Here is a 14,758-nt window from a genome sequence, read left to right as displayed (position 1 = left end):
GGCGGCGGAGTGTAGGTGTCGAACGGGATGGGGCGATTCTTGCTGGCATGATGCCGCTGCCCCACTGTCTCCGAGGACGCTCCCGATGCCCGAACTTGCCCGCCTGCCGTCTGCCGTCGCGTTGCTGCTTCTGCTCGGAGCCTGTGCTGCGCCCCAGAACACCGGCAAGCCGGCGGCTCCGGCCGCACCGGCGGCGGCAGTCGCGGCCTCGGCACCTGCGTCGGCAGCGTCTGCCGCCGTACCCGGCGCAGTGCGTCCGCCGGAGCCGGGTGCGCCGCGGCCCTTCGCCGAGGTCACGCGCGGCGCCAAGGTCGACGAGGGCCTGTTCCCGATCTGGCGCAACAACGAGAAGGCCTGGATCGAGATTCCGAAGGACATGCTGGACAAGCCCTTCATGTTCAGCGTCAACGTCTCGCGCTCGGTCGGTGAGCGGGGCCTCTACGCCAGCCAGATGACCGGCGGCGACGTGGCCGAGTTCCACCGCATCGGCAACCAGATCCAGCTGGTGGCGCTGAACACCAAGTACCGCGCGACCGACGACCAGGGCGGCCGCCGCGCGGTGGAGCAGGGCTTCTCGCCCAGCCTGCTGGGGTCGGTGCCGATGGCCGCGGCCGAGCATCCGGAGCGCAAGTCCCTGCTGATCGACGCCTCCTTCCTGTTCTCGGACATCCCCGGCTATTCGACCTTGCTCGAATACGTCTACCGCCTGCCCTTCGGGCCGGACCGCGGCAACTCCTATTTCGAAAGCACGCGTGCCGACCCCGCCCTGAGCACGCTGACCGCGCGCATCCACTTCGCCACGCCGCGCATCCCGGCGCCGCCGCTGGTGATGCCGCCGGTGCCCATCCCCTCGCCGCCGCAGGCCACGCCCGATCCGCGCAGCTTCTTCATCAGCTACGTCTACAACTTCCAGAAGCTCACGGACGAGCCGATGGCACCGCGCCTGGCCGACCCACGCGTGGGCCTGTTCAGCGACAGCTTCTTCGACCTCGGCAACGACCAGCACATCAACCCGCGCGTCCACTACATCAACCGCTGGCGCCTGGAGAAGAAGGAGCCGGAGGCTGCGCTGTCCGAGCCCGTGACGCCGATCACCTACTGGCTCGACAAGAACATCCCGGCCAAGTACCGCGCTTCGGTCGAGGCCGGCATCCTCGAATGGAACAAGGCCTTCGAGGGCATCGGCTTCAAGAACGCCATCGTCGTCAAGCAGCAGCCCGACGACGCCGACTGGGACGACATGGACGCGGCCCACGCCTCGGTGCGCTGGCTGGCCAGCAGCGACGTCGGCTTCGCCGCAATCGGCCCGCACCTGAGCGACCCGCGCAGTGGCGAGATCCTCGACGCCGACATCTCGATCAGCGAGGCGATGCTGCGCTCCGGCCGCGAGTTCGCGCACAGCGAGGCGCCGCAGGCGGCCACGACGGCTACGACGGCTTTCGGCGAACTGCCGGCTGGCGACAGCAAGCGGATGCCGACGCTGTCCTCGCTGCTGGGCCGCAACGATCCGGTCTGCAACTACGCGCAGGAGGCGGCGGGCGAGACCGCCTTCGCGCTCGACGTGCTGGAAGCCCGCGGCGAGATCGAGCCCGGTAGCCCCGAGGCCGAGGCCTTCGTCCAACAGATGCTCAAGGGCGTGGTGATGCACGAGGTGGGCCATACGCTGGGCCTGATGCACAACTTCAAGGGCTCGCTGCTGCTGACGCAGGCGCAGCTGGAGAACAAGGGCTACACCGAGGCCAACGGCCTGTCCGGCTCGGTGATGGACTACAACGCGCTGAACATCGCCGCGCACGGCGAGTCCCAGGGCAGCTACCACGACACCACGCTGGGCCCCTACGACTACTGGGCCATCGAGTACGCCTACAAGACCCTGCCCAAGGAGACCGAGGCGGCGGACCTCGCCAAGATCGCCAAGCGCGGCGAGACCGAACCGGGCCTGGCCTACGCGGACGACATCGATGCCGGCGTCGGCGGCTACTACGACGGCATGGATCCGATGGTCAACCGCTTCGACCTCGGCAACGACCCGCTGGCCTTCTTCAAGCGCCGGCTGCAGCTCTCGCGCGAGCTGTGGACGCGGGTGCAGGCGAAGCCACCCGTGCCCGGCGAAGACCCGCTGCGCCGCCGCCGCGCGATCGTCGACGGCTTCTTCCAGCTCTTCCGCACGGTGGACGTGGCCGGCAAGTACGTCGGCGGCATGTACACGCAGCGCGACCTGCCGGGCGCCGGCGGCCGGCCCAACTTCAAGCCGGTGGAGAACGCCCGCCAGCGCGAGGCGCTGCAGGCCATCGACGCCGGCCTGTTCCGCAGCGACAGCTTCCGCTTCAAGCCCGAGTTCCTGTCCACGCTGACGGTGGACTATCGAGAGTTCAACCGCGGCGGCCCGCTGAACATCGCCGGCCTGCTGCTGGCCGTGCAGACCGCGGCGATGGACCGCCTGATGAGCCCGCTCACCGCGATGCGCCTGCTCGACATGCCCAACTACGTGCCGCCCGCGCAGCGCAAGAGCCTCGTCTCGCTGAGCGAGGTCTACGACACGATGCAGCGCTCGATCTGGTCCGAACTGAAGACCGGCGGCGACATCGACCGCCTGCGCCGCAACCTGCAACGCGAACACCTGCGCCGCCTGCAGATCCTGCTGGTCAAGAGCCCGGGCGTGTTCCCGCCCGATGCGCTGAGCCTGACGCGGCTGTATGCGACGCGGTTGGAGGGGGAGCTGCGCGCGGCGCTGGCGCGGGGTGGGTACTCGGTCGAGACGCGGGCGCACTTGGCGGAGAGCCTGACGGGCTTGAGCGAGGCGTTGAGGGCGACGGTGGTGAAGGGGTGATGTTCATCAGGGGTACCGCGACGTGCTGATGCATTGGGTGAACCGCTGGCCTGTTGACCTTCGCTGGCTGTCAAACCGTGGATGCCGCTTTTGTCGGTTTTGATACTGAGGCATGGGAGCGCAAGATAGAGCGCAGACCGAGCAATGGTGCGGGTATGGACCGATTTCAACTGCCTTGTTGTGCGGACAGCTTGCCGTGATAGACGGACGCGGCTGTCTTCCTACAACAGGTTGGGCATCATGAAACTTGCCGAGATCGTCCGCAGGCTGGAGTCCACCGACGACTCACTATGCATAGTGGTGAAACGCCCTTGGACGGGCGAATCAGAAGCAACGACGCGAAGGGCAAGGATGTTTTGCCTGGCAAGCTGCAGGAGACGTTCGTCGCGTTTGCCAACGCGGATGGCGGTGATATCTACCTTGGCATTGAGGACAAGAAGCACAAAGGTAACCGAGTCCGCCCGTTCGCAGCAAAAGAGGATGCGAACTCGTTCATCCACGTTCTTCTCGAGCAAACAAACCCGACGGTAGAAGGTGTAGTGGTCGAGTTGCTACACGCCAAGGGTTTCGGCCACATTTTGCATCTCTCAATTCCCAAGAGCCCGAAAGTTCATTACACGGCCTCAGGTGACTGTTTTGTGCGTGCCAATGCCGGGAAGATAAAAATTAAGGGTGAACGGGTTACCGCGCTCGCGTACTCGAAAGGAGCGGTAGCGTATGAGCGAACGGCAGTCCGAACCGTAACTATCTCCGAGATGGTTGAATCGCCAAACCTACATGACTACATGACGCGCGTCCAAAGCAGCCTTGAAAAAACGAAATTCCTTCGAAAACAAAGGTTGCTCGCTGAAAGCGACAAGGTTGAAAGTCCTAATGTTTGCTGCGCGCTGCTATTTGACGAGGAACCTCAAGCTACCTGGACACCCGATGTGCGATCAAAGTCTACCGTCTCCGGACCACAGAATCAGAGTACAAGCGTGAGCAACTGGGCGGCGCACCTACCACTATTAACGGCCCAATGGAATCAGCAACTAAGAAGACGATCGACGAAGTTGCCAAATTGCTTGACGGAGCGACTTACTATGAAGACGGAAAACTAAGTCCGCTTAGATATCCTGTGGATGCGATTCATGAAGTCATTGTCAATGCAGTCCTTCATCGCGACTACTCTTTGAATGACGATATTCATGTCCGCGTCTACGACAACCGGATTGAAGTACAGAGTCCAGGCAAATTGCCGGGCTATATGACACTGGAGAACCTATATGACGAACGGTTTTCCCGCAATCCAAACTTGGTACGCATGCTGCACAACCTGCCAAAGCCGCTCAATCACGACATTGGCGAGGGGCTAGACACCGCCAGAACCGAGCTCCGAAAGGCAGGGCTGGTTGCGCCCACGTTCGAGCACCGCGGGAGTAGCTTTGTAGTGACACTCAATCATCAACGTTTGGCTTCGATCGAGGATGTGGTGCTGAAATACTTCACTGATAACCCAAGCGCCACGGTCTCAAACAAGCAGATACGCGCTCTCAGCGGAGAGGATGACATAAACAAGGTGAAGAAGGCACTGCAGCAACTGCGGGCAGACGGAAAGATCGAACCTGTTGATCCGAATGCTCTCGCGTTCAATTTTAGGTACCGCGAAGTCAAGTAGTTGCGGGGTTGCGCCTAAGCCCTCGCTCAAGCCGACGCGCTCCGGCAGCCAACCTTGGCCGAGGTACGCGGTGGTCCATAAGGCTCCGCGCGGCCATGGCCGTCTGTCTCCGCAGGCTGCTCAACTCAAACGTTGACCATTTCTGGAGACGTCCGTATGAAACCCGTACATGTCATCGCTGCGATCCTGGTCTTTGCCGCAATAGTGGTTGCTCTAGCCGGCGAGACGAAGACTGCCTTCGGTTTGTTGGCGCTGTCTACGCTCATTGAGCTGGTCTGGTCGATGATTGCTGGTAGGGGCAAGAACCTGTGAGTTCGCGAATTGGCCCAGTAGCCTTCTTCACTGCGCAGCAGTGCTGCCAGCCAGCAGGCGGGTACCTCAAATTCTTCTACAGCGATGACTATGTCGACTTCCTACGCCTGCTTACTTGAGACCCCATCTGTTCAAACTTATCAGGCATTGCGCATTGGCTCGGGCCTGAGTGGGAAGACGGATGAAGCCGCGGTACGTGGACTGCCCAATACGCTGTTCGCCGTCCAGATCCTTTACGAATCGCAGCCCGTCGGAATGGGGCGGATCATTGGAGACGGCGGGTGTTTTTTTCCAGGTGGTGGACATCGCCGTTCTCAAGGAACATCAGGGCAAGGGCCTTGGGAAGCGAATCATGAGAGAGATCCTGAAATACATTGAAGCCAATGTCCCGGCAAGCGGCTATGTCAGCCTCATCGCGGATGGTCAGGCGCAGGATCTGTACGTGCAGTTTGGTTTCGTGCATACGGCGCCGCGCTCTGTGGGCATGGCTTACAAGCGACCCAATGCTGCGTCGGGTATGGCCAGTGCCTGACCTTGGTCTCGCTGCAGGGAACGACTTCGCGGCTCGCTGAATTTCAACGCTGAATTGCCCATACTGTTCGTCAAGAAGCCCTGCCCCTGCTGTGGCTCCGATCACGGCCATTCGCGCTGGGCCGTGTCGAACTGCTCGGCGATGAAGCCTCTGCGGTGCAAGCACTGCCATCAGAACTTTCACCAGACGGGTGTGACGACCTGGCTGCTGTCCTACGTTCTGGTGCCGACCAGCATCTTCTTTGCGTTTCATTGGTCCATCGGGCTGGGCGCGATAGCGGCTGAGCTCACGCTGGTGTCGCTCTACATCAATCGCAGGAAGCCGCTCGCCGTCGGGCCGAGGTATGGCTAGAGCTGGATTGCTCACTCCCTCCGAGTCATCCCGTCGATAGTTTTCCGACTCGTTGTGTACTGTTCTTGACGAAGGTGCCCAAGTTCTCGCGGCCACCCTTGCTGCATGCCCTATACAGGCGGGAGACAAGAGAGATGGAGCCCGCATGCACGACGCCAGTTCTGCTTCCAAACCATCGGCGGATTCGCTGTTGGCCCAGGCGAATTTCGCAATCGACGAGGAGCGATGGGTGGACGCCGCCACGCTATCGCTTCAGGGTTTGGGCATTTCGCGCGAGCCTCTGCAGAAGGGATGGCTCTACCTGGCTCTGGGGCGTGCCCGTTGGCATCTGGGCGCGATCCCCGCCTGCTGCAGAAGTGCGATCCAGGCCGAAGGGCTCGCCCGGCTCGCCGGCGACGACGGGTTGCTGATCGACGCCGGCACGCTGGCCGCGTTTTCGCTTTCCGAGGTCGGACTTTCGGCCCTTGCCCTGGACTTTGCGCTGCCGGCGCTGGAGGCGGCAAGAAGGCCTGGTCTTCACGACAGGCTGCCGCTGGCGCTGTCCTGTGCCGCCCTGGTCTATGCCGGCCTCGGGGATCTGTTCCGGACGGAGGAGTGCCACATGCATGCGCTCTCGCACGCACGGGAGAACGGTGGGCAAACAGCCCTGTCGCTGGCCTACGGCAATCTGCTCCACTCGTTCGGCCTGATCGCAACGGCCGCGCAAACTCAGGGTGATGCCGACGGGCTCGCCGCGGTGGGCCTTCGCCTGAAGCTGTACTCCGGTCATATTCGCAGCTGCATGCGGCGTGCCGACCTCGAAGAGTGGCGCATTGCCAACCTCATGATCGGTTTCGGCGCGATCTTGAGCCTGTTTCCCGAAGGCGAGGAAGAGTCGGAACAACTGCTTTCGGATGGTCTGCTCAGGGGCGAACGGCTCGGCAGGTTGTCGTATGAAGTCGTCGAGGCGCGACAGGCGCTGGCGAAGCTGCGTTTGCGCCAGCGCCGGTTCGAGGAGGCGCTGCAATTCCTGCCCGATGCGGCCGCCAACGCGGCTCGAGCCACAGGCTGGCACCAGAACGAGGTCCAGAGTCTCAGGATCGTCCACGCCTGCTACGAGGCCCTGGGAAGATCGGACGAGGCCGACGCGCTGGCTCGGCGCATGGACGCTTCAGAGCGTGACCAGGCGCAGACCCGGGATCAGATCCTCAGGTTCGTCTCAGGCGCGCGCCGCCAAAGCTTCCAATAGCTTCCCGTGGATGCCGCCGAAGCCGCCATTGCTCATGCACAGCAGATGGTCGCCTGGCTTCGCAACCTTGACGATCGCCGCCACCAGTGCGTCGACGTCCGGTGCCACGATGGCTTGCTCGCCCATCGTCACCAGCGCCTCCTTCGCGTCCCAGGCGAGGCCGCCCTGGTTGCAGAAGGCGAGGTCGGCTTCCTCCAGCGCCCAGGGCAACTGGGCCTTCATCGTGCCGAGCTTCATCGTGTTGGAGCGCGGCTCGAAGATGGCCAGGATTCGTTCGGCCGGCGCGATGCGGCGGCGCAGGCCGTTGATCGTGGTGCGGATCGCGGTCGGGTGGTGGGCGAAGTCGTCGTAGACCTTGATGCCGCGCACCTCGCCGCGCAGTTCCATCCGCCGACGCACGTTCTGGAACGAGGCCAGCGCCGCGCCGGCCTGCTCGGGCGAGACGCCAGCGTGCTCGGCCGCGGCGATCGCGGCCAGGGCGTTCAGCTGGTTGTGCTCGCCGATCAGGCTCCACTCGACGCGCGCCACCTTCAGGCCGCCGCGCAGCACGTCGAAGGCCTGCGGCTCGCCGCGGGCACGCAGCGCGCCGGGCTCTTCCTTGCGCGCGCCGAAGCGCTGCACCTCGCTCCAGCAGCCCTTGGCCAGCACGCGCTGCAGGGCGTCCTCGCGCGCGTTGACGACGACGCGGCCGCTCGCGGGAATGGTGCGCACCAGGTGGTGGAACTGGGTCTCGATCGCGGCGAGGTCCGGGAAGATGTCCGCGTGGTCGAACTCGAGGTTGTTCAGGATCGCGGTACGCGGCCGGTAGTGGACGAACTTGCTGCGCTTGTCGAAGAAGGCGGTGTCGTACTCGTCCGCCTCGATGACGAAGCACTTTCCTGACCCAAGCCGTGCGCTGACGCCGAAATTCTGCGGCACGCCGCCGACCAGGAAGCCCGGCTGCAGGCCGGCGTGCTCCAGGATCCAGGCGAGCATCGAGGTCGTTGACGTCTTGCCGTGCGTGCCGGCCACGGCCAGCACGTGCCGGCCTTGCAGCACATGTTGGCTACGGCCTTCGGTCTCCGCCGAAACATCCTGCTTCTGCAGGATGTTTTCAGCCAGCCACTGCGGCCCGCTGGTGTAGGGCAGGCCGGCGTCGAGGATGGCTTCCATCAGCTCGTTGCCGCGCGTGACCACGTTGCCGATCACGAACAGGTCCGGCTTGATCGTGTCGAGCTGGCTGGCCTTCCAGCCCTGGACCAGCTCGATGCCCAGTGCCTGGAGCTGGTCGCTCATCGGCGGGTAGACGTTCTCGTCGCAGCCGGTGACCGTGTGGCCGGCCTCGCGGGCCAGCGCGGCCAGGCCGCCCATGAAGGTGCCGCAGATGCCGAGGATGTGGATGTGCATGGCTCAGCTCAACTCAGCGCAGGGCGGTGCGGGCCGCTTCGAGCGTGGCGGCGATGTCCGCGTCGCCGTGCGCTGCGCTGACGAAGCCGGCCTCGTACAGCGCCGGTGCGAGGTAGACGCCGGCGTCCAGCATGCCGTGGAAGAAGCGGTTGAAGCGCTCCTTGTCGGTCGTCATCACGGTCGCGTAGTTCTGCGGCAGCTCGGGCATCAGGAAGAAGCCGAACATGCCGCCCTCGCTGTCGACACTGAAAGGCACGCCGTTCTCGCGCGCCACGGCGGCCAGGCCGTCGACCAGGCGGCGAGTCCTCGCCGACAGCTCATCGAAGAAGCCGGGCTTCTGGATCTCGCGCAGCGTCGCCAGGCCGCAGGCGGTGGCCACCGGGTTGCCGGACAGCGTGCCGGCCTGGTAGACCGGCCCCAGCGGCGCCAGGAACTTCATGATCTCGCGGCTGGCGCCGAAGGCGGCCAGCGGCATGCCGCCGCCGATCACCTTGCCGAACACCGACACATCGGGCTTGAAGCCGGGGATCAGCTTGGCGTAGTGGCCCTGCGCGCTGGCGAGGCCCACGCGGAAGCCCGTCATCACCTCGTCCAGCACCAGCAGCGCGCCGTGCTGCGTGCACAGCTCGCGCAGCCGCGTCATGAAGGGCACGCTGGCGCGGACGAAGTTCATGTTGCCGGCGATCGGCTCGACGATCACGCAGGCCAGCGCCGCGCCGTGCAGCGCGAAGGCTTCCTCGAGCTGGGCGACGTTGTTGTACTCCAGCACGATCGTGTGCTGGGCGGTCGCTTCCGGCACGCCGGCGCTGGTCGGGTGGCCGAAGGTGGCAAGACCCGACCCCGCCTTGACCAGCAGCGCGTCCGTGTGGCCGTGATAGCAGCCCTCGAACTTGATGAACTTGTCGCGGCCGGTGGCGCCACGCGCCAGGCGGATCGCGCTCATCGTGGCCTCGGTGCCGGAGCTGACCAGGCGCACCTGCTCCATGCTGGGCACCAGCTTCAGGATCTCCTCGGCCAGCTCGATTTCGCGCTCGGTCGGCGCGCCGAAGCTGAAGCCCTCGTGCGCAGCAGCCAGTACCGCCTCCATCACGGCCGGGTGGCCGTGGCCGAGGATCATCGGCCCCCAGGAGCCGATGTAGTCGACATAACGCTTGCCTTCAGCGTCATGGATATAGGCGCCTTCGCCGCGGGCGATGAAGCGCGGCGTGCCGCCGACGGCGCGGAAGGCGCGCACGGGCGAGTTCACACCGCCGGGAATCACGCGCTGGGCGCGCTCGAACAGGCTTGCGTTGTCGGACATGGGACTGCGAGAAGAAAGAGAGAAAAGGGGCGGCGCTCAGTGCATGCGGCGCGGCGGGCGTGCGGGCGGCTGGGGCACTTCGGGCTCCGGCTCCTCGGTGGCCTCGGCCGGCGGTGTTTCGCCGTCGACCTCGTCGGCGGGCGGCAGCGCCCAGAAGAAGCGGTCGGGCAGCACATTGCCCATGCCGGGGCGGAAACCCGCGTCCAGCGACTGGTCGAGGAAGGACAGTGCCTCGCCGACGGCGGCGTGGATTTCCGCGCCCACCGACAGCAGTGCCGCCAGCGCGGCCGACAGCGTGTCGCCAGCACCGACGAAGGACACCTCGAAGCGTTCGAACTTCTCGCCGGTGATCGGGCCCTGCGCCGTCGCCAGCACGTTGTCCACGAACTGGTTGGGCAGGCTGATGCCGGTGACGAGCACGTAGCCCGTGCCGTGCTGGGCGGCGGCCACGGCGATCTCGCGCGGCGAGGCCGGGCGGTCGTTGTCCCAGTCGGGCAGCAGGAAGTCGGTCAGCGTCTTGTGGTTGCCCACCAGCACATGCGTCTGCGGCAGGATCAGCTCGCGGAAGGCGTCGTGATAGCTCTGCTGCTGCTCCTCGTCGAGCCAAGTGACGGACGGCAGGTAGGACACCAGCGGCGTGTCGGGGTAGTCGCTGAGCACCTCGGCCACCGCGCTGACGGCCTCGGCCGAGCCGAGGAAGCCGACCTTCCAGGCGCCGATCTGCACGTCTTCCAGGATGTGGCGTGCCTGCTCGGCGACGGTGTCGGCGTCGAGTTCGGTCTGCTCGAAGACCTCGGCGGTGTCGCGCAGCACGATGGCCGTGACCACCGGCAGGCAGTGCGCGCCCATCGCCGCGATCGTTGCGACGTCGCCGGCGATGCCGCCGGCACCGCTGGCCTCGCTGGCGTTGAAGCTCATCACGCAGGCCGGCGATTCGGGTTCTTCGGCCTCGGCCGCGGGGTCTTGGATGTCGGAATCGTTTGTGCTCATGTTCGGGGGCGGCGCAAGAGGGTCAGGATCCGCTGGCCGCGGGCGGTGTGCCGAACCTGGGCGTGTGTCCAATGGTACGCGGGCGGCAGGCCGTGAAATATGGCCGCAAACGCTGGGTGCGCCTGTTGCATGCCTGCCTATTTACCCGAGGAGACTCCACCTAGGGGGTGGCTACAATCTTTCCATTGTAGTTAGCAAACTCTTCCTATCGTGACCGACGCAAGTACCTGGATGTGCCTGATCTGTGGCTGGATTTATGACGAAGCCACCGGCGACCCTGAGCATGGCATCGCTGCCGGCACGCGTTGGGCCGATGTGGACATGAACTGGGTCTGCCCGGAATGCGGCGCGCGCAAGGAAGACTTCGAGATGGTGCGCATCTGATCCTGATCAGGCGAACCCACTAACGCGCTATGTCGACGCCGCTGAGCGGCGAGGAGAAATCGCTTGGACGTTTCTGAGGGCTCCGCGGCGGGCACCAAGGTGCTGGTGATCGACGACAGCAACACGATCCGCCGCAGTGCCGAGATCTTCCTGAAGCAGGGCGGCCACCAAGTCGTGCTGGCCGAGGATGGCTTCGACGCGCTGGCCAAGCTGTCCGACTACCAGCCGGACCTGGTCTTCTGCGACATCCTGATGCCGCGTCTGGATGGCTACCAGACCTGCGCGATCATCAAGCGCAACCCGCAGTTCGCGAAGGTGCCGGTGATCATGCTGTCGTCCAAGGACGGCCTGTTCGACAAGGCCCGCGGCCGCATGGTGGGCTCGCAGGACTACCTGACCAAGCCCTTCACTAAAGAGCAACTGCTCCAGGCCGTACGACAGTACAAGCCTGTGGCGTGAACGAACGAAATCCCGGCCGGAGCCAAAGCGAGCGCCCAATGCCCATCCACAACATCCTGCTGGTCGACGACTCCAAGACGGAGCTGATGTACCTCACCGATCTGCTGACCAAGCGCGGCTTTGCGGTGCGCACGGCGGAGAACGGCGAAGAGGCCTTCAAGCGCCTGGCCGAGGAGAAGCCCGACCTGATCCTGATGGACGTGGTCATGCCCGGCCAGAACGGCTTCCAGCTGACCCGCACGATCACCCGCGACGAGCGCTACACCGGCGTGCCGGTGATCATGTGCACCAGCAAGAACCAGGAGACCGACAAGGTCTGGGGCCTGCGCCAGGGCGCGCGGGACTATGTCGTCAAGCCGGTCAAGGCCGAGGAATTGATGGCCAAGATCAAGGCACTCGGATAACGGGCCCGTCACGTGTCGAACAAACAGGCCCTGCGCGATCTTCAACAACGTCTCGCGCAGCGCATGCAGGCGGCGCGGGAACAGACCCAGGCGGCAAGCTGGCTGGCCGTCGAGTGCGCGGGCGTGGGTCTGCTGTTCTCGCTGAAGCAGGCGGCCGAAATCTTCACGCCGGTGCCGCTGAAGTCCGTGCCCTATGCCCAGCCCTGGCTGGCCGGCGTGGCCAACCTGCGCGGCGGGCTGTTCACGATCGTGGACCTGGCCGCCTTCCTCGGCCTGCGCGATCCGCGCGAGCCGACGCACCAACAGCAGCACCAGCACCATCCGCAGGGCGCGCGATTCGTCTCGCTGAACCCCGAGCTGAACATCAATTGCGCGCTGTTGGTGGACCGGCTCGTCGGGCTGCGCGGCGACGACCAGCTGGTGGCCGAGCCGCTCGATCCGAACGCCGGCCCGCGGCCGCGTTTTGCCGGTCCGCGCATGCGCGATGCCTCGGGGCACGCCTGGCAGCAGCTGGACCTCGACGCGCTGTCGAAACACGAACAATTCCTGCGGATTGTGGTTTGATGAACGGGGCGGCGGCTGCTTGCGCCGCTGGTCTGTGCGGGTGCAACGAACACGCGAACAGTGAACAGAAAGTCACGAGGGTGAGATGAGCTTCCTGGACAAATTCAAGCAACCGGGCCTGGGCGAGGCAGCGCCGGGCGGCGCATCGACGATCGGCCAGGATTCGGGGGCCTCGCGTGCGGGCGATTTGCCGTCGATCATCTCCGAGGTGCTGCCCACCGACGCCGCACCGGCGCCCAGCGAGTTCGTCGAGACCTCGGGCGCATTCGCCTCGTCCACCGTCGCCACCGACAGCACCTTGGCCGCGGCCACGCAGCGCAGCAAGGCCGCCGGCCAGACGCAGCGCCAGATGATGCTGACCGCGCTGGTTGCGCTGGGCCTGATCGGCACTGCCGGCACGGTGGGCCTGAGTCTCGTCGGCGGCAACCGCAACGCTGCCCAGGTGCGCGCCACCGGTCAGGCGCTGATGCAGTCGCAGCGGATGGCCAAGTCGGTCTCGGGCGCGCTGGTCGGCAACCCGGCCGCCTTCGCGGAACTGCGCGAATCGGTCGCGTCGCTGACCGACGTGGTCAACAACCTGCGCACCGGCTACGGCCCGCTCTCCGTGGCGCCCGCTTCGGTGCAGCCCGACCTGGACAAGATCCTGCCGCTGGTGCAGCGCGCCGAGAAGAACGGCAAGCTCGTGCAGTCGCAGGAGAAGGTGCTGACGCAGGTCGGCCAGGCGCTGCGCACGATCAACAAGCAGTCCAGCGACCTGCTGGAAAGCGCCGAGGCGGTGGCCGCCCAGTCGCTGGAGCACGGCGGCTCGCCGGCCGAGATCTCGGCGGCCGGCCAGCTGGTGATGCTGACGCAGCGCATCGGCAAGAGCGCCAACGAATTCCTGACGCAGGAAGGTGTCAGCGCCGAGGCGACCTTCATGCTCGGCAAGGACCTGAACCAGTTCAAGCTGATCAACGAGGCGCTGCTCGCCGGTAGCCCCGACCTGCGGCTCACGCCCGCCAAGGACCCGCAGCTGCGCGAGCGGCTGTCGACGCTGCAGACGCAGTACGAGCAGACCCGCGTGCAGGCTTCGGCCATCCTGTCGAACCTGCAGGGCCTGGTCTCGGCGCGCGAGGCGCAGAACAGCATCCTGGCCGACAGCGAATCGCTGCGCAAAGGCCTGGAGCAGGTCTCCGCCGATCTGGAGGGCACCGGCGGCGCGAGCCTGTGGCTGGTGCTGCTGATGGTTGCCTCGCTCGCCGCCTTGGTCATCGGCGCGCTGGGCTTTCTGCGCCTCTACGTGGCCGACCAGGCTTCGCGCGCCGCCTTCGCCGAGGAGCAGAAGCGCCAGGCCGAAGCCGAGCAGCAGGAGGCCAAGCGCGTCAACGATGCGAACCAGGCCGCCATCTTGCGGCTGATGAACGAACTGCAGTCGGTGGCCGAAGGCGACCTGACGCAGCAGGCCACGGTGACCGAGGACATCACCGGCGCCATTGCCGACTCGGTCAACTACACGGTGGAAGAGCTGCGCAACCTGGTCGGCCAGGTGCAGGCCACCGCCGCCCGCGTGACCGACACGACCGACCAGGTCGACCAGACCTCCACCGACCTGCTGGCCGCATCCAAGGAACAGCTGCACGAGATCCGCGCCACCGGCGAGGCGGTGCTGCAGATGGCCGGCCGAATCAACGACGTGTCCGCCCAGGCGCAGCAGACGGCCCAGGTGGCGCGCCAGTCGCGCCAGGCGGCGGAGTCGGGCCTGGAGGCGATGCAGAACAACATCTCCGGCATGAACTCGATCCGCGAGCACATCCAGGAGACCTCCAAGCGCATCAAGCGCCTGGGCGAGTCCTCGCAGGAAATCGGCGAGATCACCGAGCTGATCTCGGACATTACCGAGCAGACCAATGTGCTGGCGCTGAACGCCGCCATCCAGGCCGCATCGGCCGGCGAGGCGGGCCGCGGCTTCTCGGTCGTGGCTGAAGAGGTGCAGCGCCTGGCCGAACGTTCCGGCGACGCGACGCGCCGGATCGCCGCACTGGTCAAGACCATCCAGACCGACACGCACGACGCCGTCGCCGCGATGGAGCGCTCGACGCTGGGCGTGGTCCAGGGCACGAAGCTGTCCGACGCGGCCGGCAAGGCGCTGGAAGAGATCGACAGCGTGTCGCGCCGCCTGGACGAGTTGATCGCGCAGATCTCCACGCAGGCGCTCGGCGAAGCCCGCTCCGCCAACGAGGTGGCCTCGAACATCCAGCACATCTTCGCGGTGACCGAGCAGACCTCCGAAGGCACGCGCTCCACCGCGCTGATGGTGCATGAGCTGTCCCGCTCGGCCGATGCGCTGAAGGCCACCGTGGCCCGCTTCAAGGTGAACTGACC

15 protein-coding genes are annotated in these 14,758 nt (G+C 65.5%); 12 read left to right on the top strand and 3 right to left on the bottom strand.

Annotation, left to right across the window (positions count from 1 at the left end; genetic code table 11):
* The first annotated feature begins 85 nt into the window (after window positions 1–85).
* From SNE35_RS01965 to SNE35_RS01935, 7 genes are all read left to right on the top strand, one after another.
* Complete coding sequence (locus tag SNE35_RS01965) at window positions 86–2,830, top strand: zinc-dependent metalloprotease (RefSeq protein ID WP_320421112.1); 2,745 nt, start codon at window positions 86–88, stop codon at window positions 2,828–2,830.
* A 290-nt stretch (window positions 2,831–3,120) separates the two neighbouring features.
* A complete protein-coding gene (locus tag SNE35_RS32055; RefSeq protein WP_431312698.1) occupies window positions 3,121–3,930 on the top strand; it encodes an ATP-binding protein in 810 nt (269 codons plus the stop codon).
* Entirely contained in the window at window positions 3,849–4,487 is a 639-nt protein-coding gene (locus SNE35_RS01955) for an ATP-binding protein (protein WP_320421109.1), read from the top strand. The genes SNE35_RS32055 and SNE35_RS01955 overlap by 82 nt, the downstream gene beginning before the upstream one ends.
* Before the next feature lie 156 nt (window positions 4,488–4,643).
* Complete coding sequence (locus SNE35_RS01950; RefSeq protein WP_320421108.1) at window positions 4,644–4,799, top strand: hypothetical protein; 156 nt, start codon at window positions 4,644–4,646, stop codon at window positions 4,797–4,799.
* Between the two features lie 268 nt (window positions 4,800–5,067).
* Entirely contained in the window at window positions 5,068–5,331 is a 264-nt protein-coding gene (locus SNE35_RS01945; protein ID WP_320421107.1) for a GNAT family N-acetyltransferase, read from the top strand.
* Window positions 5,332–5,523: 192 nt separating this feature from the next.
* A complete protein-coding gene (locus tag SNE35_RS01940) occupies window positions 5,524–5,682 on the top strand; it encodes a hypothetical protein (RefSeq protein ID WP_320421106.1) in 159 nt (52 codons plus the stop codon).
* A gap of 145 nt (window positions 5,683–5,827) precedes the next feature.
* Window positions 5,828–6,910, top strand: coding sequence for a hypothetical protein (locus SNE35_RS01935; RefSeq protein ID WP_320421105.1), 1,083 nt, complete (start codon window positions 5,828–5,830; stop codon window positions 6,908–6,910).
* Here the strand turns inward: SNE35_RS01935 and mpl are convergent.
* The 3 genes from mpl to thiD are packed head-to-tail and all read right to left on the bottom strand — an operon-like array spanning window position 6,881 to window position 10,586.
* Entirely contained in the window at window positions 6,881–8,296 is a 1,416-nt protein-coding gene (gene mpl, locus SNE35_RS01930) for a UDP-N-acetylmuramate:L-alanyl-gamma-D-glutamyl-meso-diaminopimelate ligase (protein ID WP_320421103.1), read from the bottom strand. The genes SNE35_RS01935 and mpl overlap by 30 nt on opposite strands.
* A gap of 13 nt (window positions 8,297–8,309) precedes the next feature.
* A complete protein-coding gene (hemL, locus tag SNE35_RS01925; protein WP_320421102.1) occupies window positions 8,310–9,596 on the bottom strand; it encodes a glutamate-1-semialdehyde 2,1-aminomutase in 1,287 nt (428 codons plus the stop codon).
* 36 nt (window positions 9,597–9,632) lie between these two features.
* Complete coding sequence (gene thiD / locus SNE35_RS01920; protein WP_320421100.1) at window positions 9,633–10,586, bottom strand: bifunctional hydroxymethylpyrimidine kinase/phosphomethylpyrimidine kinase; 954 nt, start codon at window positions 10,584–10,586, stop codon at window positions 9,633–9,635.
* Window positions 10,587–10,817: 231 nt separating this feature from the next.
* Between thiD and SNE35_RS01915 the strand changes: the two genes are divergently transcribed.
* The 5 genes from SNE35_RS01915 (at window position 10,818) to SNE35_RS01895 (ending at window position 14,756) form a co-directional block, all read left to right on the top strand.
* Entirely contained in the window at window positions 10,818–10,970 is a 153-nt protein-coding gene (locus SNE35_RS01915) for a rubredoxin (RefSeq protein ID WP_320421599.1), read from the top strand.
* A 63-nt stretch (window positions 10,971–11,033) separates the two neighbouring features.
* Window positions 11,034–11,429: a response regulator gene (locus SNE35_RS01910; RefSeq protein ID WP_320421099.1), complete on the top strand. Its 396-nt coding sequence runs from the start codon at window positions 11,034–11,036 to the stop codon at window positions 11,427–11,429.
* 38 nt (window positions 11,430–11,467) lie between these two features.
* Entirely contained in the window at window positions 11,468–11,833 is a 366-nt protein-coding gene (locus SNE35_RS01905; RefSeq protein ID WP_320421098.1) for a response regulator transcription factor, read from the top strand.
* A gap of 12 nt (window positions 11,834–11,845) precedes the next feature.
* A complete protein-coding gene (locus SNE35_RS01900) occupies window positions 11,846–12,397 on the top strand; it encodes a chemotaxis protein CheW (RefSeq protein ID WP_320421096.1) in 552 nt (183 codons plus the stop codon).
* An 85-nt stretch (window positions 12,398–12,482) separates the two neighbouring features.
* On the top strand, window positions 12,483–14,756 hold the full coding sequence (locus SNE35_RS01895) for a methyl-accepting chemotaxis protein (RefSeq protein WP_320421094.1): 2,274 nt from the start codon (window positions 12,483–12,485) through the stop codon (window positions 14,754–14,756).
* Window positions 14,757–14,758 lie beyond the last annotated feature (2 nt).

The sequence above is a fragment of the Roseateles agri genome (assembly GCF_034043675.1).
Lineage (GTDB): Bacteria > Pseudomonadota > Gammaproteobacteria > Burkholderiales > Burkholderiaceae_C > KK5.
Note: the sequence above shows the minus strand (reverse complement) of the source record. Positions and strands in the feature narration are given on the sequence as shown.